Raw genomic sequence first — 19,361 nt, 5'->3', positions numbered from 1 at the left:
TCCCTTTCCGTGTCACTGTCTTGGCCTTCCAGACGTAGTTGCGACACACGTCCCCAGCGGAAGGTGACCATGCCCGAACCGGTGAATCGCACGATCTTGCTGCTCGACATCGAGCAGTTCAGCCGTCGAGACGACGTCGTGCAGACGGTGCTGCGCCGCACCTTGAACTCTGTCGTCGACGAGACGCTCGCAACGGCTGGTGTTGAGCGCACCCAGCAGTACCGCGAGGACCGCGGCGACGGGCTGATCGTCCTGATCAGCGGGGACGTCGCCAAGGCCGCCGTTCTGCGGGCCCTGCTGACCGTGACTCCCGAACTTCTCCACGGCCACAACAGGCTTGCCGCGCAGAGCGCGCAGATGAGGCTGCGAGTGGTCCTCTCCTCAGGTGAGGTCGCGCACGACCCGCAGGCAGGCACAGCGGGCGGCCTCGTCGGCCACGACCTCAACCAGGCCTGCCGTCTGCTTGATTCCGACGCGCTTCGCTCGGTGCTCAGCGAGCGTCCCGGCGAGCCGTGCGCGCTGTGCGTGAGCCAGTCCGTCCATGAGGGCGTGGTTCAGCACGGACATCGGGGCATTCGGCCCAAGTTGTTCCAGCGCCGGGATGTCCAGGTCAAGGACGGAGTCCTTCCCGCATGGTTCTACGGGCCGGGGCAGGCCGCGGAAGGCGGTTCCCCGGCCAGGTCCGGCAGCGTGCAGGGTGGTGCTGCCGGGGAGGGCACGTCGCCGCCGGACCTGGCGGCGGCCGGGGTTGCACTGCCGCGCGGCGCAGAACCCCCGGCAGCCGGTGCGGTCTTCCACTTCCACGGCGCGCCCACGGTGCACGGTTCCATCGTCAGTGGCGACCAGCACGGCGTGAGCGGCGGCCAGGTCTCGGGCGGCGTCGTGCTCGGAGGGACCTCGGTGACACAGGCGGACACGCGCTGTGCCCCCGACGGCGAGGGGCAGGCAGGGGACTCCGGGGACGCGGACAGTCGTGGGGGCGGGAAGTGAGCGGCGAACAGGCTCAGCGGACCGACGAGGCGCCAGGAGAAGCCCCCGGAGCAGGAGGCGTTCGGGCCGGCGAGGCTCCAGCGGGCGCCCAGGACGCGCCCGCCGCCGCAGAGCAGACGCACGCCGATGCGCAGGGGGAGGAGGCCGCTGAGGACGACCGCCCGGCCCACGCGTGGGACTCCCGCAGGGACCTCCTGCGGCACAGCCCCGGCATCATCCTCGGGTCCTCTGCGCGGCTGGGCGGCTCCCTTGTGGCTGGTGACCAGCACGGTGTGAGCGGGGGCCAGGTCACCGGAGACGTCGTACTGGGCGGCAGCAAGTACGAGTACCACCTCGGGAGCGGCACTCCGGAGGAGACGTCCGGCGAGATTCTTGCTGCCGAAGTCGACTCGCTTGCTTCGTACTTCGTACGTCCCTCGCTCGGCAGTCACCCAGAGGGCGGAGCCACTGCCGGGGAGGACTGCTTCACGACAGCCCTCGCCGAGCTGCGCAGGAATCGTGTCCTGGTGCTGTCCGGCGCATCGTCCACCGGGAGACGCACCGCAGCGCTGATGCTGCTGCGCGCTGCCGGCGCGACGGCCTACCGCGCCCTCGATCCCGTTCTCCCACCCGGACGTATCGCGCCGGAACTCACCGGCTCCTGCGGCTACCTCCTCAACGGCCTCACCACCAGCCCTGAACGCCCGCTGCGCGAGCACCACGTCCGGGCGGCGAGCGAGAAACTCCGGTCAGCCGACGGATACCTCGTCCTCGTGACCGGCCCGCGTCCGGTCCTGCTCGACGGTCTTCCGAGCGTCTCCTGGCGGATGCCTCCTGCCGTGGCACTTCTCCGGGCCCACCTTCAACGGGAGGACCTCGGCGGCCGACCGGTCGACGAACTGCTCGCTCTGGACGTGGTGCAGGACGTGCTCCAGCACCAGCGTCCGGTGGCGGAGCTGACACGCTTCGCCCAGCGCGTCGCCGCCCATGCGCGGGGCACGGTCCCGCTGACGGGGCTCGCCGACTTCGGCAACGCCGCTGTCGAACAGCAGGTGACGCAATGGTTCGACGATCCCGACGCGACTCTGCACGACAAGGCGTTCCTCATCGCCCTCGCCGCGTTCGACGAGGCTCCCTACCCGCTCACGGCAGAGCTCAGCGACATCCTCTACAGGCACCTGCTGCGCACGGAGATGCCGGACGTGTCGCCGTGCATTCCCGTCTTCGGCAGCTCCAGCGCCAAGCGTGTCGAGTTCGCCCGGGCTGTTCTCTACCAGGAGACCGAGGAATCCGACTGGGGTCCGGTACAGCAGACGAAGGTGCAGTTCCGGGACCCGCTCACCGCGTTCGTGCTCCTGCGGGAAGTGTGGACGGGCCACCCCTCCTCACGGCCCGCTCTGGTCGCGTGGCTGCGGCGGCTCGCGAACGACTCCCGCGCCGTGGTGCGTACCCGTGCTGCGGCCGCCGCTGCGGTCCTGGCCGCTGCGGACCTACCGTCCGCAATGGGGCTGCTCATCCAGCCCTGGGCGTGTGCCCGCCGCTTCCGCACCCGCCTGGCCGCCGCAAGCGCCCTCGCCCTCGCTCACCGCCTCGACGCCCCGCACGTGCCGCGAATTCTGCAGGCCTGGTGCACGGCTGACGATCACCGGCTGCGCTGGACCGCCGTACGTACGTACGCGCTGGCCGGTGATGCCTTCGCACGCGATTCGCTCGATGCCGTCCTCGACGCCGTCGCCGCACTGGATGCGCGCGGCGGACCGGCCCGGGCATGGCCCGAGGAACCGGACGAATTGGCGCAGTCGGCGGCTTCGCTCCTCCTCGCACAGGCACAGAGCGCCGACAGCGACGGAGACAGTCTGTTGTCCCAGCTGGTTCCGCTGCTGAAGGAGCCGGTCTGGCGTGGCTTCGTACTGCGCACTTTCATCCACGCCTGCGGCCCCACGGATGACGTTCTCGGTGGTGGACGGCCCTTGCTGCTGGACCTGTACGCACAGCTCACGCCGGTCCCCGGTACTCCCGGGGCGTTGCAACGGCAGTCGATGGCCGCGCTGTGGCGTGCCGTGCTCAACGATCCGTGGAGCACGGCCTCCGCTCTGGAGGTCATGCGCAACTGGGTGCGCCGGGCGGACAAGGACCCCGGCGCGGAAGCGGCGCTGGCGGAGCTGTTGCCGGCGCTCTCGGTGACCGGCGAGGACCGTAAACGGCTCGCGTATCTGCTTCAGCACCTGCGCTGCGACGAAGGCAAGCGACACCCCGCTGTCGCAGACCGGCTGCACACGAGGCTCAAGTCAGTGAGCACGACATCCCGTTGAGGCGGCGTCGTTCTCAGTAACCACACCCGTCCTCCCGTCTTTCGAGGAGAAGGAACAGCATGGTCAGCCGTCCACCCCAGTGGCAGCAGGACGCGAACCGTCACACCCAGATCGTCGACCCCGTCATCACGATCCAGGAGCTGACGCGGTTCAAGTCCCTGCGGCCCACCCGGATCGACTACGCGCTCGTCTTCACCACGTCCAAGGGCGAATTCGACACCTACCTGCCGCCGCACCGTCCCAGTCGCTCCGAGATCGCCGCGCACAGGTGGACCACCGTCTACGAGGTCGACACCGGGCTGCACCAGGACTCCAGGGTCTTCGAACTGCCCAGCAGCAACGACGCCTTCGCCTTCGAAGTGACCTTGGGCTGCACCTGGCAGGTCAAGGAGCCGGCGAAGTTCGTGGGCAGTGGTGAGCGCAACGTACCGGCTCTGGCGCAGCGTTTGGTCGACAGCGTCGCCCGTCCCCTGCTCAGGCGCCGCGGGATGGAGGAGAGCGCCGAGGCAGAGCAGGACGTGCAGCGGGCGCTGAGGGAGCAGGCGGGCTCCTTCGGCGCAGCCGAAGGACTGAGCCTCAGCTGTGGGGTGCAGATCCGCCGCGACGAAGCGGCCATCCGGCATGAGCACGAACTGCGTGCCATCCGCTACGAGCGCGCCAAGCTCGAACCGGGCCATGACCTGGCCATGCGTGAGGACGAACTCGCGGCCGAACGCGCCCTCGCGCAGGGACGGCAGCGGCACCTGACCGAGCAGCAGGAGCAGGAGCTCGGACACGAGCGTGCGCTGGCCAAGGGCAAGCATGAGCTCGAACTTCAGGAGATCGAGGCCAAGAAGATCGAGTACTACACGTACTACCTCGAACGTGGCGGACCCGCCACGATGGCCTTTCACCTCGCCAAACATCCCGAGGACACCCGCCTCGTGATGGAGAACCTGAGGCAGGACCACCTGAACATGGTGCAGAACCAGTTGCAGGTCGCTGTGCAGGCGCTCGGCGGCGGTCCGGGCGGCCTGGAGGAACACCAGCTGGACGAGCCGCGAAAGCTGGCCGCGAAGGTGATGCGTGACTTCTTCAGCCAGCGCTTCCCGGGGTCCCGCGACGAACCCGCCGCCGGGGTGGAGCAGGGCAGGGACGCCGCTGAGAAGCCGGGCGTCATGGGAGAGGGGGTGCAACCGCGGGAGCAGCAGGAGGACGGGCCTGCCGGGCAGGCGGCGTCGGCAGCGGCAGCACGCTCGAAGCGCGCATCGGCCGCCGCAGTCGAGGCGTCCCGAGGGGGCGGGACGACCGACGAGGGTGCATCGCTGTTCGGCTATCACGCCGAAGGAAGCAAGCAGCCCGGGCCGGATCCGTCCACGTCGCCGGACCACCCTGAGGACGGCCACGACGCCTCCGCCGCTTCGTGACCGGCGACGACAGCGTCATGACAGACGATGGAACGGCATGTGCCCCCCGGACCACGGACGGTCAGCCGTCCGCTCCGGCCCCGGACGCGACCCGGTCCGCAGTGGTCGGCCAACGGGCCGCCGAACGGCTGCTGGCAGAGTTGCGGCAGGAAGTGGCGCGCGCCGACACCAAGGCGTCCGTACTGGCAGGAGCCCAGGGCGTGACGGCAGCGGCCGCCGTCGGATTTCTCGGCGGAGAGGGATGGCATCCCTCGTCGCTCTCCCCGGCAGCGCAAGCCGTCTGGTGGACGGGGGCGTCGTGCTTCCTCGTCTCGCTGTGCTCATTGCTTCTCGCCGTCGTCCCCCGGTATCGCTCCGGCAGTTGGCAACCGGGCACGCCCGTCACGTACTTCGGCGACATATGCAGCGCGTCCAGGCACGGTCCTCAGGCGGTGGCGGCGGCACTGATCGAGACCGAACGCACCCCGATGCCCGGCCTGGTCGCATCCCTGATGGAGAACAGCCGGATCGTGGCCGGCAAGCACTGGTGGATTCGGAGCGGTCTGGCTTCGATCACCGCCGCTGTAGTGCTGCTTCCCGCCGCGTTGCTCCTCGGCTGACTGGAGAGGAACGAGGATTCATGCCTGACGCGTCCCGACCCGACGAGCCTGCTCCCCACCACGCCGGGGGCCGGACCGGGTCGCAGCCGCAGCATCCGGATACCGGTGCGCACGTCGCCGAGGAACCACTGCCACCGGCGTATCCGGAACAGCCTCCGGCGTACCCGGTGGAGCCCCCTTCGTACCCGGAGGAGCCCCCTGCTCGTCCGGTGGAGCCCCCTCCGTACCCGGAGGAGCCCCCTTCGTACCCGGAGGAGCCTCCGGTGTACCCCGGTGAAGTGCCCGCCGCCGTGGGAGAGGCGGCTTGCGAGGATGAGGACCGGCCGCCTGCGTACCCGTCGGGACCGGAGGCCGCCCCCGGCGACGACCAGCCGCCTGTCTACCCAGGAGGCACCACCCCCGTCTCCTCGGGGACATCGGCCGGCGCTCGTGAGCACAGTGCGCCGCCTCGCCCGGACGGCCCACCTCCTCCGAACGCCACAACACAGCCGCCGCGCCGCGATGGTGCCTCGCAGGGGCCTCCAAGCGCCGCGAACGCGGGCACCGCACGCGGCGGGGCCAGCGCCGGTGCCCAGCAGGACGTGCCCTTTGAGCAGCAGCGCGTTCATCTCAAGGCGTACCAGCGCGGCGCCGACCGGACAGCCGTCGGGAAGCTGATGGCGACGGTGCCCACTGCGCTGGTGAGCCTCTTGCTCGTCTTCGGGGTCGGTGGCCTGGTCAGCGCAGGCTTCGCCCTGTTCGTCACGCTTGTGTGGCTGGCGTCAGGGGCACTGGTTTTCCACCGTCCCACCGAGGCATCCCTGGCACAGTACGCATTGCGCATGCGTCGTCCTACGGCCGAGGAGCGCGCGCAGTTGGCATCCGTGTGGGCTGAAGTGACACGCCGGGCCGGGGTACGCAGCGCCACATACGACCTGTGGATCGACGAACGGGACCAGCTCAACGCCACTGCCGCGGCCGGGCACATCGTGGGCGTCACGCGGCATTCCCTCGAGGGGCTGCGGAAGGAGCAACTCGCGGCCGTGCTCGCCCACGAACTCGGCCACCACGTGAGCGGGCACGCATGGGCGAGTCTCATGGCCTACTGGTACTCGCTGCCGACGAGGCTGACCTGGAGCCTCCTCCGACGGATGTTCTCCGGCCTCATGGAGGTCATGGGTCGCGGCGGCGGACTGGCCTGTGGCGGAGGGTGCGCCGTGCTTCTCCTCGGCAGCGCCGCGCTGGCAGCGCTGTCCGCCGTTTGGTGGCTGGCCCTTCCTGTGGTGCTCGGCCCTCTGATGCTCGCCGCTCTGGGACGGGGCGCTGAACTGCGTGCCGACGCCTACGCCGTCGCGCTCGGCTTCGGACCGGAGCTGGTGGAGATCCTGACCCGGCGTCACAAGGACGAGGCTGCCGCGGGTGCGGGTGCGGGTGCGGGTGCGGGTGCGGGTGCGGGTGGGACCAAGGACGGACCGCCTGCGGGGCTCGACGCACCTCAACAGGGCGGACTCACAAAGCTCTTGGATTCCCACCCCGACTACTACACACGGCTGCACCACCTGCACGAGCTCTTGGAGTGACGAGCGGATTCGTCACGGACGGCACCGGCTTCGCCTGCCCCGCGGCGTCAGCGCCGCCCTTCCGCTTCCGTTCGGCAGCGCTCGATCCGCTGCGCGTTCAGCTCTTCGGCCTGACGGCGGTGGCAGGCTGACGCGCACCCGCACCGCCGGCCGGGCCGACGCCCAGCCCGCGCACGCCGGTTGAGCCGGGGCCGCCCGCAGACCGCTCAGCTCGCCGCCGCGGGCTCCTCCTCGGTCTTCCGGGTGCCCCCGGCGGCGTCCCCGGCGCTCCCCGCCGCCTGCACCAACTCCCGTTCCCGGGCGGCGTTGCGGCGGTACTCCCGCACCGAGTACGCCAGGGCCCCCGCCCAGACCAGGTAGAGCACGACATGGACAGCGGTGCTCACCGTGCCGTTCGCGGAGAGCCAGTCGCTGTTCAGCAGCGTGCGGGCGTTGGTGACGACGATGATGCCGCCCACCGCCGAACCGAGGACCCGGGGCGGGATGTGCCGTACGAGCCAGGCGGCGAGCGGCGCGGCGATCACACCGCCGATGAGCAGCGCCGCGGCCCAGGTCAGGTCGATGCCCTCGGAGCCCAGTCCGGCCAGGAAGCCGATGCTCGCGGCGACGGTGACGAGGAATTCGCTGGTGTCGATCGAACCGATCACCTTGCGCGGCTCCAGCCTGCCGCTGGCGAGGATGGCCGGCGTACCGACGGGACCCCAGCCGCCCCCGCCCGTGGCGTCGACGAACCCGGCGAGGAGTCCGAGTGGTGAGAGGAACCGTTTGCGCAGCGGCTTCCCGAGGTTCCGCGAGGAGAGCCCGATGAAGGTGAAGCGGCCCAGGACGTAGACGCCGAGCGCGAGGAGGATGAGCGACATCGCCGGTTCGGCGATCTCGGTCGAGAGGCTGGAGAGCACCGTCGCTCCGGTGAACGCGCCCACGGCGCCGGGCACGCCGATCTTCAGCACCACTCGCCAGTCGACGTTGCCGAAGCGCCAGTGGGAGGCGCCGGAGACGAGGGTCGTGCCGATCTCCGCGAGGTGGACGGTCGCGGAGGCGGCCGCGGGGTTGGTGCCGACGGCCAGCAGCAGTGTCGTGGAGGTGACTCCGTAGGCCATTCCCAGGCTGCCGTCGACGAGTTGGGCCCCCAGTCCCGTCAACGCCAGCACGATGAGCGTGCGCATGCTGCCCCGATCCAGTTCCCTAGTTTTCCTACCGTATTAGTAGAGAAAGCATGCGGGCTGTGGCGGGCACGGTCAAGAAGCGTCTCGTCAGATGGACACGGTCAACGGCTCCGGGCGGTCCCCATCAGGCAGTTCAGGGGTTCGTCCACGCTTCGGGCGCCTCCGCGAGCCTGCGGACCCGGTCCGGCAGGCCGCCCGTCGCGACTTCGGCCAGGGTGACCTCGCCGAGGATCGCCCGTACGTTCGCGCGCACGGCGATCCACAGGGGCAGCAGCGACTCCGCCGGGCCCGTGTACGACAAGGCGGGCGGGCGTTCGCCCCGTACGGACACCAGCGGACCCTCCACGATGCGGATCACGTCGGCGATGGTGATCGTGTCGGCGGGCGAGGCGAGGCGGTAGCCGCCCTGCCCGCCGCGCCGGCTGACGACGAGGCCGCCGCGCCGCATGTCGGTCAGGATGCCCTCGAGGAACTTGTGGGGGATGCTCTGCGCCGTGGCGATCGTCTCCGCCTTGACGGGACCCTCGTCCGCCGCCGCCAGTTCCAGTGCGGCTCGCACCGCGTAGTCCGCCCTCGCCGAAATCCGCATGGCGGCATTGTCCAGCATCGTTGCGCCGCCGCGTGCTGCCTCGGGGCGGCACGTGAGGGCGGCAGCCGTTGTGCGTGCGCCCCATGTTCGGAGGCTCTTCGCCGGTCCCTGCCCGCCGGGGCGCCCGTCACGTCATAGCAGGAAGTCCGCCAGTCCCTCCAGGAGCCTGTCCACGTCACCGGCGTCGTTGTACGGGGCGAGGCCGACGCGCAGACCCCCCTCGTGGCCCAGGCCGAGCCGCCTGGAGGCCTCGACCGCGTAGAAGGAGCCGGCCGGGGCGTTGACGCGGCGCTCCGCCAAGTGACGGTGTGCGTCAGGGGTGTTGCGGCCGTCGAGGGTGAGCAGCACCGTGGGCGTCCGCGCCGCGGCACGCGAGTACGTGGTGACGCCGGGCAGGGAGGCGAGCCCGTCCTCGATGCGGCCGAGCAGCAGGTCCTCGTGCTCGCCGAGGGCGGCGAAGGACGCGGCCAGCCGCTCCCGGCGGTCTCCGCCGTCCGGCCCTCCCAGCGCGGCGAGGAAGTCGACGGCGGCCCGGGCACCGGCGAGCAGCTCGTACGGCAGGGTGCCGTACTCGAAACGCTCCGGGACGTCGTCGGTGGAGGCCAGCAGCTTGTCCGGGTTCAGCGTCTCCAGAAGGCCCGGGCGGGCGGCGAGGACGCCCATGTGCGGCCCGAGGAACTTGTAGGGGGAGCAGACGAAGAAGTCCGCGCCCAGCTGTTCCACGTCGACGAGGCTGTGCGCGGTCAGATGCACGCCGTCCACGTACAGCAGCGCACCCGCCTCATGGACCAGGCGGGCGATCTCCGGCAGTGGCGGCCGGGTGCCGATCAGGTTCGACGCGCCCGTGACAGCGACGAGCCGGGTGCGCGCGGAGAGCACCGCGCGGATGTCCTCTGCGGTCAACTCGCCGTTCGCGGGGTCGAATTCGGCCCACCGGACTTCGGCACCGGCCTGCGTGGCCGCCTGCGTCCAGGGGCGGACGTTCGAGTCGTGGTCCAGACGCGTGACCACGACCTCGTCGCCGGGGGACCAGCTCTTGGCGAGAGTGCGGGAGAAGTCGTACGCGAGCTGGGTGGCGCTGCGGCCGAGCACGATGCCGGACGGTTCCGCGCCGAGCAGATCCGCCAGCGCGAGCCGCGCCTCGTGGACGAGCGTCTCGGCGTTGCGCTCCGCCGCGGTGACCCGGCCGCGGTTGGAGAGCGGAGCGGCGAGGGCGTCCGCCATGGCGTCGATGACGGGGCGCGGCGTCTGGGTGCCTCCGGGGCCGTCGAAGAAGGCCGTTCCGGTGGCGAGTGCGGGGAACTGCGCACGGACGGCGCCGATGTCGTACGTCATGCGAACTCCAAACGTCGGACAGGGCGTTCGTTCGGAGGCGGCTTCCGTCCCGATGCGACACCGGGCCGTCGCGCCGCCCGGTCCAGCATCGGGGCCGGTGGGCGGTCCTGGCCAGGGGGCCCGGGCGGTACTGGGGACAGCGGGCGTCAACCGAAGCGGTCCGGCCGCCTCGCTCAACGGTCGTCCTCGCTCAACGGTCGTGCACGACGCGGTACTTGATGTGGGTGACCGTGGGGGAGGCGGTGACGCTCACCGGTTCGAGTACGGGGTCCTGGACGTTCTCCAGCAGCCGTTCGCCGCCTCCGAGCACGACGGGCACGAGGTGCAGGTGCAGCTCGTCGAGCAGCCGGGCCGCGAGGAACTGCTGCACCGTCTTCGCGCCGCCCGCGACGAGCACCTCGGCGTCGGCGTTGTACTCGCCCCCGGTCAGCCCCCGTTCAGCCCGCGTCGCCCGGGCGGCCCGGGCACAGGGACAGTTCGCACCACACCGTCTTGCCGGGGTCCCGCGCGTCGGCTCCCCACTTGTCGGCGAGTGCCGAGACCAGCCGCAGTCCCCTTCCGCCGACGTCCTCGGCACCGGCCCCGCGCTCCCGTACGCGCGACAGACCCGGACCGCTGTCGTGCACCTCGACGCGCAGACGACCGGCGGAGGGCGCCAGCAGCAGATGCAGCCTGTAGCCGCGGCCCGGCGGAACGCCGTGCAGCACGGCGTTGGTCGCCAGCTCGCTCACGCAGAGCAGCACGTCGTCGGTACGGGCGCCCGCGCGCCAGTCGGCCAGCGCCCGTGCCGCGAACTCCCTGGCGGCGGGCACGGATCGGCGTTCGCGCCGGAAGAAGGCGGCGCGGGCGAGAGAGGGTCGGATCTCGTCGTTCATGAGACGACTGTCACAGTGGGTCACTAACCTTGACCAGGGAGTCAACCCGTACGGATGCACCGTACGGCGCCGGCGCGCTCGTGTACGGCGCGGGGCGGGGAAAGGAGCGCGCGCATGCAGCCGGTGGGGAACAAGAAGCCCAAGAAGTACTCGTCCTGGCACGTGATCGGCGCCCAGGTCGGCCAGTTCCGCAGGGCCGCCCGCATCACGCAGCCCGCGCTGGCCGAGCGGCTGTGCGTGCACGAGGACACGATCGGCTCGATCGAGCAGGGCCGCAGACCTCTCAAGCCCGACCTGGCCGAACAGCTCGACGAACTGCTCGACACGAAGGGCGTACTGGCGGTGGCAGTGGCGAACGTCCCGGAGCGTGAGAGGTTCCCGGCCTTCGCCCAGGACTTCGTCGAGCACGAGCAGGAGGCGCTGACGCTGCTGTCGTACGAGAACCACGTGGTGCCGGGGCTGCTCCAGACGGAGGCCTACGCGCGGGCGGTGTTCTCCTGCCTGTACCCGCCCATCAGTCCGGAGGAGGTCGAGGAGTGGACCTCAGCACGGCTCGACCGGCAGCGGATCTTCGAACGGAAGCCGTGGCCGCCGATGATGAACTTTCTGCTGGAGGAGGTGATTCTGCACAGGCCCATCGGTGGAGCCGAAACGTTGCGGGAGCAGATCCGGCACCTGCGAAGCTGCGCCGAACTACCCTTCCTGGGGCTCCAGATCATGCCGACCAGTCGCGAGAGTCACGCCGGGCTCGCCGGTCCCATGGTGCTCCTGGAGACACCCGATCACGATCATCTCGCCTACATCGAAGGCCAGCACGTCGGCTTCCTCGTCGACGAGCCGGATGAGGTCAGTTCGTATCACCAGAAGTATGGGATGCTGCGCTCGCAGGCTCTCAGCCCCGAGGAGAGCGTGAAGTTGCTGGACGATCTGGCGGGAGGATCATGAACAGCACAGCCGGTGCGCGAGGTTCGAGCGGGATCGAGTGGTTCAAGTCCAGCTACAGCAGCGATGCGGGCGGCAACTGCGTCGAGGTGGCCGCCTTTGGTGCGGTATTGGTGCGCGACTCCAAGAGGCCCGCCGGGCCGGTGCTTTCCGCGACCCCCGGCGCCTGGGCGGCTTTCGTCCGCTTCGCCGACGGGACGGTCTGAAGCCCCGACCTGGGAGTACCCGGGTGCCCTGCCGGGGAGAGGGCCCGTGACCGGTCAGTAGAGTCGGCTGCGTCCCCCTCCCGAGGTTCGAGGTAGCAGCAGTGGCCAGCGCATGTCCCACCCGGCCGGCAGTGACCGTCGTCGGCATCGGCGCCGACGGCTGGCCCGGCCTCGCCGCGGCCGCCCGCGAGTCGCTGCGCGAGGCGCAGGTGCTCATCGGCGGTGAGCGCCAACTCGCCCTGCTGCCGCCGGAGTGCACGGGGAAGCGCGTGGCCTGGCCGTCGCCTCTGCGTCCGGCCGTCCCCCGGCTGCTCGCCGAGTACGGGGACCGGCGCGTGTGCGTACTGGCCAGCGGCGATCCGATGTTCTACGGGATCGGCCGCGCACTGGCCGAAGTGGCGGGCCCGGAACGGCTGTCGGTGCTGCCGCAGCCGTCGTCCGTCAGCTATGCCTGTGCCCGGCTCGGCTGGCCGGTGGAGGACACCGAGGTCGTCACGCTCGTGGGACGTCCCGGGCAGAACTTGACCGCCGCCCTGTACGACGGGCGCAGGGTGCTCGTACTCAGCGCCGGAGCGGCGACGCCCGCCGAGGTCGCCGGGCTGCTGCGGACGCGCGGCTTCGGGCCGACCCGCATGCGCGTACTGGAACAGCTCGGCGGGGAGCGGGAGCGTCAGGTCGAAGGCACCGCCGGAGAATGGACGCATCCGCCGGGCGATCCGCTCAACGTCATCGCCCTGGAGTGCCGCCGGTCCGGTGAGGAGCCACGGCTTTCGCTCGTGCCGGGCCTCCCGGACGGGGCGTACGAGCACGACGGCCAGCTCACGAAACGTCACGTGCGGGCGGCGACGCTGGCGGCTCTCGCGCCCGCGCCCGGCGAACTGCTGTGGGACGTCGGGGGCGGTTCGGGCTCCGTCGCGGTCGAATGGCTGCGCGCGCACCGCAGTTGCCGGGCGGTGAGCGTCGAGCGGGACCCGGTGCGGGCGGAGCGCATCGGGCGCAACGCGGATGCCCTGGGGGTGCCGTCGCTCCAGGTCGTGCGGGGCGAAGCACCTGCCGCCCTGGCTGAACTGCCCACACCCGACGCCGTGTTCATCGGCGGCGGTCTGACGGCGCCGGGCGTGCTGGACGGTTGCTGGGATGCGCTGGCGGGCGGCGGCAGGCTGGTCGCCAACGCCGTGACGCTGGAGTCCGAGGCGTTGCTGGCGGCGTGGCATCGGCGGCACGGCGGCGAACTCTTCCGGCTGGCCGTCGCGCAGGCGGCGCCCGTGGGGGGCTTCACCGGCTGGCGGCAGGCCATGCCCGTCACCCAGTGGGCCGTCACCAGAACGCGCCCCGGCCGCCCGGCCCTTGGGACGAACGACGCTGCGAGCGGAGAAACAGAGTGACGGTCTACTTCATCGGCGCGGGCCCCGGCGCCGCCGACCTCATGACGGTGCGCGGCGTACGGACGCTCGCCGCCTGCCAGGTGTGCCTGTACGCGGGGAGCCTGGTGCCGCGGGAGCTGCTCGCCGAATGCCCGCCGGGCGCCCGTCTGATCGACACGGCCCGGCTCGATCTGGACCGCATCACGGCCGAGTTGGTCGGAGCCCACGAGGCAGGGCACGACGTGGCACGGCTGCACTCCGGCGACCCGTCCGTCTTCAGCGCCGTCGCCGAGCAGATGCGGCGCCTCGACGCCGCTGGTGTGCCGTACGAAGTGGTGCCGGGCGTACCGGCGTTCGCCGCCGCGGCAGCCGCGCTCAAGCGTGAACTGACCGTGCCGACAGTCGGGCAGACGGTCGTACTGACCCGCGTGGCCGCCCGTGCCACGGCCATGCCCGAGGGCGAGGACCTCGCGACGCTGGGACGCAGCCGTGCCCTGCTCGTGCTGCATCTCGCTGCCGGGTACGTGGACCGCGTCGTGGAGGAACTCCTGCCGCACTACGGCCCCGACTGCCCCGCCGCCGTCGTGGCCATGGCCAGCCGTCCCGAGGAGACGGTCCTGCGCGGCACACTCGACGGGATCGCGGCGCAGGTGAAGGAGGCGGGCATCGTGCGTACGGCCGTCATCATGGTCGGACGGACCCTGGCCGCCGAGCAGTTCGGCGACAGCCACCTCTACTCGCCGCACCGGGACCGGGGGAGCGGGCAGGCACCGTGCGGGAGCGCCGGCTGACGGAACCGCTCCCCGCTGTACCGGGGCCGGTCGAGCCAGGTCGGGGACGCGCGGCGGGCGCCGGAGCCGATCGTCCAGGTACGCGGCCCGCCGTCCCCGAAATGCGCTTGTCCGCCGTTCCGGCACCGCACTACGTTGCCGAGGTGGATCTCTTCTCACACACCTGGACGGCATTGCGCAGGGCGGTCGCCGAACTCCCGGACGAAGACTTCGCGCGTCCGTCCGGCTGCACCGGGTGGCTCGTCCGGGACCTCGTGTGCCACCTGGTCATCGACGCGCAAGACGTCCTGATCACGCTCGTCACCCCTGCGGGAACGCCCCCGACCGTCAACGCGTCGACCTACTGGAAGGTCGAGGACCGGCCGCCGACCGGGGAGGACCCGCTCGACGCGCTGACGGTCCGGCTGGCCGCCGCGTACGAGGAACCGCGCCTGCTCAAGTTCCACCTCGACGACGTCGGCTCCGCCGCCGGACGCGCCGCCGAACTCGCCGACCACGGCGTCCGGGTGAGCACCCGGGACGAGGTCCTGACCGTGGGCGACTACCTGACCGCGTACGTCCTGGAATGGACGCTCCACCACCTCGACCTCGTCGCGCACCTCCCGGACGCGGCCGGACCGCCCGCGGAGGGGCTGGCCCGGTCCCGCGCGTTGCTGGAGGAGATCGCCGGCGCGGCGTTCCCCGCGTCGTTCACGGACAGGGACGCCCTCCTGGTCGGGACGGGCCGCCGGGCGCCGACCGGCGAGGAGAAGGCCGAACTCGGTGAGCAGGCCGCGAAACTGCCGCTCTTCCTCGGCTGACAGCCGTCCCCTGCGGACGGACAGACGGGCAGCCAGACGGACGGACAGGCATGCGGACGGACCGGACGCGGGCGTCCAACAGGCCGCCGGGTGCGCAGAGTTACGGCCGGGCCGGTGGTGCTCCGGCTCCGGTCAGCGTGGCGCGGAGCGGCCGACGATCGTGCCCGCACGGTCGATGCAGATGACGTCCACGGTGACCGGTGCGCCTCGCAGCACCCCGATGGCCTGGTCCCGTGCCGCTGCGGCCACCAGATCGCCCAGTGGCACACCCCCGGCCGTGCACAACTGGAGTGCGGCGAGGCCCGTGTTGGCGTGGGCGACGGCCGCGGCCAGTTCCTCGCCGGCGCCTCCTTCGCGGGCCAGTGAGGCGAGGAATCCCTTGTCGACCTGGGAACGTGCGGAGTGCAGATCGAGGTGGCCCGCCGCGAGCTTGGAGAGCTTCGCGAAGCCGCCGCAGAGGGTGAGCCGCCGGACGGGATGGCGGCGTACGTACTTCAGGACGGCCCCGGCGAAGTCGCCCATGTCGAGCAACGCGTCGTCAGGCAGGGCGTATTCGGCGGTGACCGTACGCTCCGACGTCGAGCCGGTGCAGCCCGCCACATGCGTACGCCCGGCCGCGCGTGCCACGTCGACGCCGCGCCGGATCGAGTCGATCCACGCCGAGCAGGAGTAAGGCACCACGATGCCCGTGGTGCCGAGGATGGAGAGCCCGCCGAGGATGCCCAGGCGCGGGTTCCAGGTGGAGCGGGCGATCTCCTCGCCGTCGTCGGCGGAGACGGTCAGTTCGGCGTCCGCGGTGATGCCGTGCCCGGCGGCGACGCGGCCGAGGTGGTCGCGCATCATCTCCCGCGGCACCGGGTTGATCGCGGGCTCGCCCACGTCGAGGGGGAGACCGGGGCGGGTGACCGTGCCGACGCCGGGCCCGGCGCGGAAGACGACGCCGGAGCCGGGCGGCAGCGCCCGTACCCGTACGCGGATCAGGGCGCCGTGCGTGACGTCCGGGTCGTCGCCGGCGTCCTTCACGACGCCCGCCATGGCCTCCCGCTCCGGCGCCCGGGTGAGTTCTTCGACGGCCAGCGCGAAGGAGGGAGTCCGGCCCTTGGGCAGGGTGATGGTCACCGGGTCGGGGAACTCGCCGGTCAGCAGGGCCGTGTAGGCGGCGGTGGCGGCGGCCGTCGCGCAGGCGCCGGTCGTCCATCCGGGTCGCAGACCCGTGTGTTTGAGTTGGGCGTCGCGTCCGCCGCCGGCGGAGCCCCGCGCTCCGGAATCAGACGTCGTCATGGAAGGTCCTGCTGTTGATGCACCGTGCCGCCGAGACCGACGGCCCCGCGCGCCGTGTGCTGATCCTCGGCGGCACCACGGAGGCCCGGCGCCTTGCCGGGCTGCTGCTGGAGGACCGGGCGGAGCGGGCCCCCGCGGGGCCGGCGCCGCTGCACGTCACGACGTCGCTCGCCGGCCGCGTCGCAAGGCCCGCGCAGGTGCCCGGTGCCGTGCGCGTCGGAGGGTTCGGCGGAGCACAGGGCATGGCGCGCTGGCTGCGCGAGCACAAGGTGGACGTGCTCATCGACGCCACCCATCCTTTCGCCGGCACGATCAGTTCCCACGCGGCGCAGGCCGCTTCCCTCGTCCATGTTCCCCTGCTCGTGCTCCGGCGGCCCGGCTGGGAACCGGCCGAGGGCGACGACTGGCATTCTGTCGCGTCGCTGGCAGAGGCCGCCGGAGCACTGCCGGCGCTGGGGAAGCGGGTCTTCCTCACCACCGGACGCACGGGCCTGCCGGCCTTCGCGCACCTCGACGACCTGTGGTTCCTGCTGCGGTCCGTCGACCCGCCGGAGCCGCCCCGTCCCCGGAACCTGGTGACGCTGCTCGACCGCGGCCCCTTCGGCATCGAAGGCGAGCGCGAACTGCTGAGCAGACACCGCATCGACGTCCTGGTCAGCAAGGACAGCGGTGGCGCGGCGACCGCGCCCAAGCTCGCCGCCGCCCGCGAGGCGGGCCTGCCCGTCGTCCTCGTGCGCAGGCCGCCCGTCGTGGCGGGCACGCAGACCGTGGAGGAGCCGGAGCAGGCCGCGGCCTGGGTGCGGTCACGGCTCGGGTGACTCCTCCGGCACGTACCGGCGGGGCGTCCAGACGGTGGCCGTGGCACTCTCCCCGCCGCGGACCGCGCTCCGGTCGCGCGGACCGCGCTCGCCGGTGTCACCGCGCCGCACCGCCCTCGTACGGGACGACCCGACGAGCAGGATCGTGCGCATGTCGACCTCCTCCGGTGCGAGGTCGGCCAGTTGCACGGTCCGCACCCGCTCTCCTGGGCCGCCCACGTCGCGGGCCACGACGACCGGGGTGTCCGGAGCGCGGTGTTCCAGCAGCAGTTCGCGGGCCTTGCCGACCTGCCATGTACGGCTGTGTGAGCCCGGGTTGTACAGCGCGAGCGCCAGATCGGCCGACGCTGCCGCCGCCAGCCGTCCGGCGATGACCTCCCAGGGCTTGAGACGGTCGGAGAGGGAGATGACGGCGTAGTCGTGCCCCAGGGGCGCACCCGCGCGTGCGGCCGCCGCACTCGCCGCCGTCACGCCGGGTACGACCCGCACCGGCACGTCCTGGTACGGCTCCTGGGCAGCGACTTCCAGCACGGCGCTGGCCATCGCGAAGACACCCGGGTCGCCGGACGAGACGACGGCCACGCGCCGGCCCCGCCGCGCGAGGTCGAGGGCGAGTTCGGCGCGTTCGGACTCCACCTTGTTGTCGGAGGCGTGGCGCTGCTGACCGGGGCGTACCGGCACCCTGTCGAGGTAGGTGGTGTAGCCCACCAGGTCCTGCGCGGCGGCGAGTTCACCGCGTGCCTCGGGGGTGAGCCACAGCGGTCCGGCCGGGCCCGTGCCCACCACCACGACCTCGCCGGCGCCGGACTGCGGCGGTTCGGGCTCCCGGCCCGCGCGGCTCGGGAGCACCGCGAGGGAGAAGTAGGGCACCGAGTCCGCGTCGGCCTCCGCCAGCATGCCGGTGCGCTCGCCGCTCATCGTGGCCCGCTCCACATAGTGGGTCTCGGCCAGCCGGCCCGCGCCCTCGACGGCCTTGCGCACGGCGGGGAAGGTACGGCCCAGCTTCATCACCACCGCGGCGTCGGTGGCGGCGAGACGCGCGGTCAGCTCCTCCTCGGGCAGCGTGCCCGGCAGGATCGTCAGCACCTCGTCGCCCTCGGCGAGGGGCGTACCCAGCCGGGACGCGGCAGCGCTCACGGAGGTGACGCCCGGGACGACCTCGGTCGGGTAGCGGCCGGCGAGCCGCTTGTGCATGTGCATGTACGAGCCGTAGAAGAGCGGGTCGCCTTCGGCGAGGACGGCGACGGTGCGGCCCGCGTCGAGATGCTCGGCCAGGCGTGCGGCGGACTCCGCGTAGAACTCCTCGATCGCGCCCTTGTAGCCGCCGGGATGGTCGGTGGTGCCCGTCGTGACGGGGTAGACCAGCGCCTCCTCGATGTGGTGCGGGCGCAGGTGCTCCGCGGCGATGGCCCGCGCGATGGAACGGCCGTGCCGGGCGCTGTGGTAGGCGACGACGTCGGCCTCGGCGATGACCTGCACCGCCCGCACGGTCATCAACGACGGGTCGCCGGGGCCGAGTCCGACCCCGTAGAGGCGGCCGGGGGAGGCCGCTCGCGCCGGGTCCCGGTGCCGCCGGTGCTGCGTGGCGGCGTCCTGGCCGGAATCCCGCTCGGGCGGCTGTTGTGGATTCTGCTGCTCGTTCACTCTTCTTCGCTCGCTATCGCGTTGATCGCGGCCGCGGCGATCGCGCTGCCGCCGCGTCGTCCTCGTACGACGAGGTGGTCCAGGCGGGACGGGTGCGCCGCGAGTGCGTCCTTGGACTCGGCGGCGCCGACGAAACCGACCGGCACACCGATGACGGCAGCCGGGCGGGGCGCGCCCTCCTCGACCATCTCCAGCAGCCGGAACAGAGCGGTCGGCGCGTTGCCCACCGCCACCACGGCACCCTCCAGCCTCTCCCGCCACAGCTCCATCGCCGCGGCGCTGCGAGTGGTGCCCATGCGGGCGGCGAGTTCCGGCACCGAGGGGTCGGAGAGCGTGCACACCACCTCGTTGTCCGCGGGCAGCCGCCTGCGGGTGACGCCGCTCGCCACCATCGACACGTCGCACAGGACCGGCGCACCGGCGCGCAGGGCCGCGCGTGCGCGCGAGACCACCTGCGGGGTGTGGGCGAGGTCGCGGACGAGGTCGACCATGCCGCAGGCGTGGATCATGCGGACGGCGACCTGGGCGACGTCCGGGGGCAGGCCGGACAGGTCGGACTCTGCGCGGATGGTGGCGAAGGACCGGCGGTAGATCGCCGCACCGTCCTTCTCGTAGCGGTACTCGTGCTTCGGGTGCTCGTCGTGCTCGTGGTGCTCGTGGTGCTGGGCGTGCTCGTCGTGCTCGGACACTGCGCTGTCGCTCATC

20 protein-coding genes are annotated in these 19,361 nt (G+C 71.9%); 12 read left to right on the top strand and 8 right to left on the bottom strand.

Features of this window, described 5'->3' with window-relative positions; all coding sequences use genetic code 11:
- Nucleotides 1-81: 81 nt before the first annotated feature.
- From ACFPA8_RS02070 to ACFPA8_RS02045, 6 genes are all read left to right on the top strand, one after another.
- Nucleotides 82-990 carry a nucleotidyl cyclase domain-containing protein gene (locus ACFPA8_RS02070; protein ID WP_386441329.1) on the top strand — a complete coding sequence of 303 codons (909 nt, stop codon included), beginning with the start codon at nucleotides 82-84 and terminating at the stop codon, nucleotides 988-990.
- Nucleotides 987-3,281, top strand: coding sequence for a hypothetical protein (locus tag ACFPA8_RS02065; RefSeq protein ID WP_386441327.1), 2,295 nt, complete (start codon nucleotides 987-989; stop codon nucleotides 3,279-3,281). The genes ACFPA8_RS02070 and ACFPA8_RS02065 overlap by 4 nt, the downstream gene beginning before the upstream one ends.
- A gap of 59 nt (nucleotides 3,282-3,340) precedes the next feature.
- Nucleotides 3,341-4,687, top strand: coding sequence for a PE-PGRS family protein (locus ACFPA8_RS02060; protein ID WP_386441324.1), 1,347 nt, complete (start codon nucleotides 3,341-3,343; stop codon nucleotides 4,685-4,687).
- Between the two features lie 17 nt (nucleotides 4,688-4,704).
- Nucleotides 4,705-5,286, top strand: a complete 582-nt coding sequence (locus tag ACFPA8_RS02055; RefSeq protein WP_386441321.1) for a Pycsar system effector family protein — start codon at nucleotides 4,705-4,707, stop codon at nucleotides 5,284-5,286.
- Between the two features lie 581 nt (nucleotides 5,287-5,867).
- Nucleotides 5,868-6,845, top strand: a complete 978-nt coding sequence (locus tag ACFPA8_RS02050; RefSeq protein ID WP_386441318.1) for a M48 family metalloprotease — start codon at nucleotides 5,868-5,870, stop codon at nucleotides 6,843-6,845.
- A complete protein-coding gene (locus ACFPA8_RS02045) occupies nucleotides 6,842-6,976 on the top strand; it encodes a hypothetical protein (RefSeq protein ID WP_386441315.1) in 135 nt (44 codons plus the stop codon). The genes ACFPA8_RS02050 and ACFPA8_RS02045 overlap by 4 nt, the downstream gene beginning before the upstream one ends.
- 75 nt (nucleotides 6,977-7,051) lie before the next feature.
- Here the strand turns inward: ACFPA8_RS02045 and ACFPA8_RS02040 are convergent, their stop codons facing one another.
- The 5 genes from ACFPA8_RS02040 to ACFPA8_RS02020 all read right to left on the bottom strand — a co-directional run bounded on the left by ACFPA8_RS02040 (nucleotide 7,052) and on the right by ACFPA8_RS02020 (nucleotide 10,810).
- Nucleotides 7,052-8,011 carry a sulfite exporter TauE/SafE family protein gene (locus ACFPA8_RS02040; RefSeq protein ID WP_386441313.1) on the bottom strand — a complete coding sequence of 320 codons (960 nt, stop codon included), beginning with the start codon at nucleotides 8,009-8,011 and terminating at the stop codon, nucleotides 7,052-7,054.
- 133 nt (nucleotides 8,012-8,144) lie between these two features.
- Nucleotides 8,145-8,600, bottom strand: coding sequence for an RrF2 family transcriptional regulator (locus tag ACFPA8_RS02035; RefSeq protein ID WP_386441311.1), 456 nt, complete (start codon nucleotides 8,598-8,600; stop codon nucleotides 8,145-8,147).
- Between the two features lie 132 nt (nucleotides 8,601-8,732).
- Nucleotides 8,733-9,935: a cysteine desulfurase-like protein gene (locus tag ACFPA8_RS02030; protein WP_386441308.1), complete on the bottom strand. Its 1,203-nt coding sequence runs from the start codon at nucleotides 9,933-9,935 to the stop codon at nucleotides 8,733-8,735.
- Nucleotides 9,936-10,125: 190 nt separating this feature from the next.
- Nucleotides 10,126-10,332 (bottom strand): dihydrofolate reductase family protein, encoded by a 207-nt coding sequence (locus ACFPA8_RS02025; RefSeq protein WP_386441305.1) that lies wholly within the window; start codon nucleotides 10,330-10,332, stop codon nucleotides 10,126-10,128.
- A 40-nt stretch (nucleotides 10,333-10,372) separates the two neighbouring features.
- A complete protein-coding gene (locus ACFPA8_RS02020) occupies nucleotides 10,373-10,810 on the bottom strand; it encodes an ATP-binding protein (protein ID WP_386441303.1) in 438 nt (145 codons plus the stop codon).
- A gap of 114 nt (nucleotides 10,811-10,924) precedes the next feature.
- On the opposite strand from ACFPA8_RS02020, the gene ACFPA8_RS02015 reads away from it, so the two are divergent.
- From ACFPA8_RS02015 to ACFPA8_RS01995, 5 genes are all read left to right on the top strand, one after another.
- Complete coding sequence (locus tag ACFPA8_RS02015) at nucleotides 10,925-11,755, top strand: helix-turn-helix domain-containing protein (protein WP_386441300.1); 831 nt, start codon at nucleotides 10,925-10,927, stop codon at nucleotides 11,753-11,755.
- Complete coding sequence (locus tag ACFPA8_RS02010) at nucleotides 11,752-11,958, top strand: DUF397 domain-containing protein (protein ID WP_386441298.1); 207 nt, start codon at nucleotides 11,752-11,754, stop codon at nucleotides 11,956-11,958. The genes ACFPA8_RS02015 and ACFPA8_RS02010 overlap by 4 nt, the downstream gene beginning before the upstream one ends.
- 101 nt (nucleotides 11,959-12,059) lie before the next feature.
- Nucleotides 12,060-13,343, top strand: a complete 1,284-nt coding sequence (gene cbiE / locus ACFPA8_RS02005; protein ID WP_386441295.1) for a precorrin-6y C5,15-methyltransferase (decarboxylating) subunit CbiE — start codon at nucleotides 12,060-12,062, stop codon at nucleotides 13,341-13,343.
- Nucleotides 13,340-14,113 carry a precorrin-4 C(11)-methyltransferase gene (gene cobM, locus ACFPA8_RS02000; RefSeq protein WP_386441293.1) on the top strand — a complete coding sequence of 258 codons (774 nt, stop codon included), beginning with the start codon at nucleotides 13,340-13,342 and terminating at the stop codon, nucleotides 14,111-14,113. The genes cbiE and cobM overlap by 4 nt, the downstream gene beginning before the upstream one ends.
- 143 nt (nucleotides 14,114-14,256) lie before the next feature.
- The gene (locus ACFPA8_RS01995) at nucleotides 14,257-14,913 is read left to right on the top strand and encodes a maleylpyruvate isomerase N-terminal domain-containing protein (protein WP_386441292.1); all 657 of its coding nucleotides are present in this window, start codon (nucleotides 14,257-14,259) and stop codon (nucleotides 14,911-14,913) included.
- A gap of 132 nt (nucleotides 14,914-15,045) precedes the next feature.
- Here the strand turns inward: ACFPA8_RS01995 and ACFPA8_RS01990 are convergent, their stop codons facing one another.
- Nucleotides 15,046-16,194, bottom strand: a complete 1,149-nt coding sequence (locus ACFPA8_RS01990) for a cobalt-precorrin-5B (C(1))-methyltransferase (protein WP_386441290.1) — start codon at nucleotides 16,192-16,194, stop codon at nucleotides 15,046-15,048.
- Between the two features lie 17 nt (nucleotides 16,195-16,211).
- Between ACFPA8_RS01990 and ACFPA8_RS01985 the strand changes: the two genes are divergently transcribed.
- On the top strand, nucleotides 16,212-17,012 hold the full coding sequence (locus tag ACFPA8_RS01985; RefSeq protein ID WP_386441287.1) for a cobalt-precorrin-6A reductase: 801 nt from the start codon (nucleotides 16,212-16,214) through the stop codon (nucleotides 17,010-17,012).
- On the opposite strand, the gene ACFPA8_RS01980 is transcribed toward ACFPA8_RS01985, so the two are convergent.
- Nucleotides 16,998-18,656 carry a precorrin-2 C(20)-methyltransferase gene (locus ACFPA8_RS01980; protein ID WP_386441284.1) on the bottom strand — a complete coding sequence of 553 codons (1,659 nt, stop codon included), beginning with the start codon at nucleotides 18,654-18,656 and terminating at the stop codon, nucleotides 16,998-17,000. The two genes, ACFPA8_RS01985 and ACFPA8_RS01980, sit on opposite strands and share 15 nt — an antisense overlap.
- The gene (locus ACFPA8_RS01975) at nucleotides 18,653-19,360 is read right to left on the bottom strand and encodes a precorrin-8X methylmutase (RefSeq protein ID WP_386441281.1); all 708 of its coding nucleotides are present in this window, start codon (nucleotides 19,358-19,360) and stop codon (nucleotides 18,653-18,655) included. Before ACFPA8_RS01975 ends, ACFPA8_RS01980 begins: the two co-directional genes overlap by 4 nt.
- Nucleotide 19,361 lies beyond the last annotated feature (1 nt).

Origin of the sequence: Streptomyces ovatisporus, assembly GCF_042653885.1 — a bacterium.
GTDB lineage: Bacteria > Actinomycetota > Actinomycetes > Streptomycetales > Streptomycetaceae > Streptomyces > Streptomyces ovatisporus.
The sequence above is the reverse complement of the archived record's forward strand: the minus strand, read 5'-3'. Positions and strand labels throughout refer to the sequence as shown.

Coding starts and splice junctions, on each gene's coding strand:
- ACFPA8_RS02060 (WP_386441324.1), top strand. CDS start 3,341: ATGGTCAGCCGTCCACCCCAGTGGCAGCAGGACGCGAACCGTCACACC.
- ACFPA8_RS02055 (WP_386441321.1), top strand. CDS start 4,705: ATGACAGACGATGGAACGGCATGTGCCCCCCGGACCACGGACGGTCAG.
- ACFPA8_RS02040 (WP_386441313.1), bottom strand. CDS start 8,011: ATGCGCACGCTCATCGTGCTGGCGTTGACGGGACTGGGGGCCCAACTC.
- ACFPA8_RS02035 (WP_386441311.1), bottom strand. CDS start 8,600: ATGCGGATTTCGGCGAGGGCGGACTACGCGGTGCGAGCCGCACTGGAA.
- ACFPA8_RS02030 (WP_386441308.1), bottom strand. CDS start 9,935: ATGACGTACGACATCGGCGCCGTCCGTGCGCAGTTCCCCGCACTCGCC.
- ACFPA8_RS02020 (WP_386441303.1), bottom strand. CDS start 10,810: ATGAACGACGAGATCCGACCCTCTCTCGCCCGCGCCGCCTTCTTCCGG.
- ACFPA8_RS02015 (WP_386441300.1), top strand. CDS start 10,925: ATGCAGCCGGTGGGGAACAAGAAGCCCAAGAAGTACTCGTCCTGGCAC.
- ACFPA8_RS02010 (WP_386441298.1), top strand. CDS start 11,752: ATGAACAGCACAGCCGGTGCGCGAGGTTCGAGCGGGATCGAGTGGTTC.
- ACFPA8_RS01990 (WP_386441290.1), bottom strand. CDS start 16,194: ATGACGACGTCTGATTCCGGAGCGCGGGGCTCCGCCGGCGGCGGACGC.
- ACFPA8_RS01985 (WP_386441287.1), top strand. CDS start 16,212: ATGCACCGTGCCGCCGAGACCGACGGCCCCGCGCGCCGTGTGCTGATC.
- ACFPA8_RS01975 (WP_386441281.1), bottom strand. CDS start 19,360: ATGAGCGACAGCGCAGTGTCCGAGCACGACGAGCACGCCCAGCACCAC.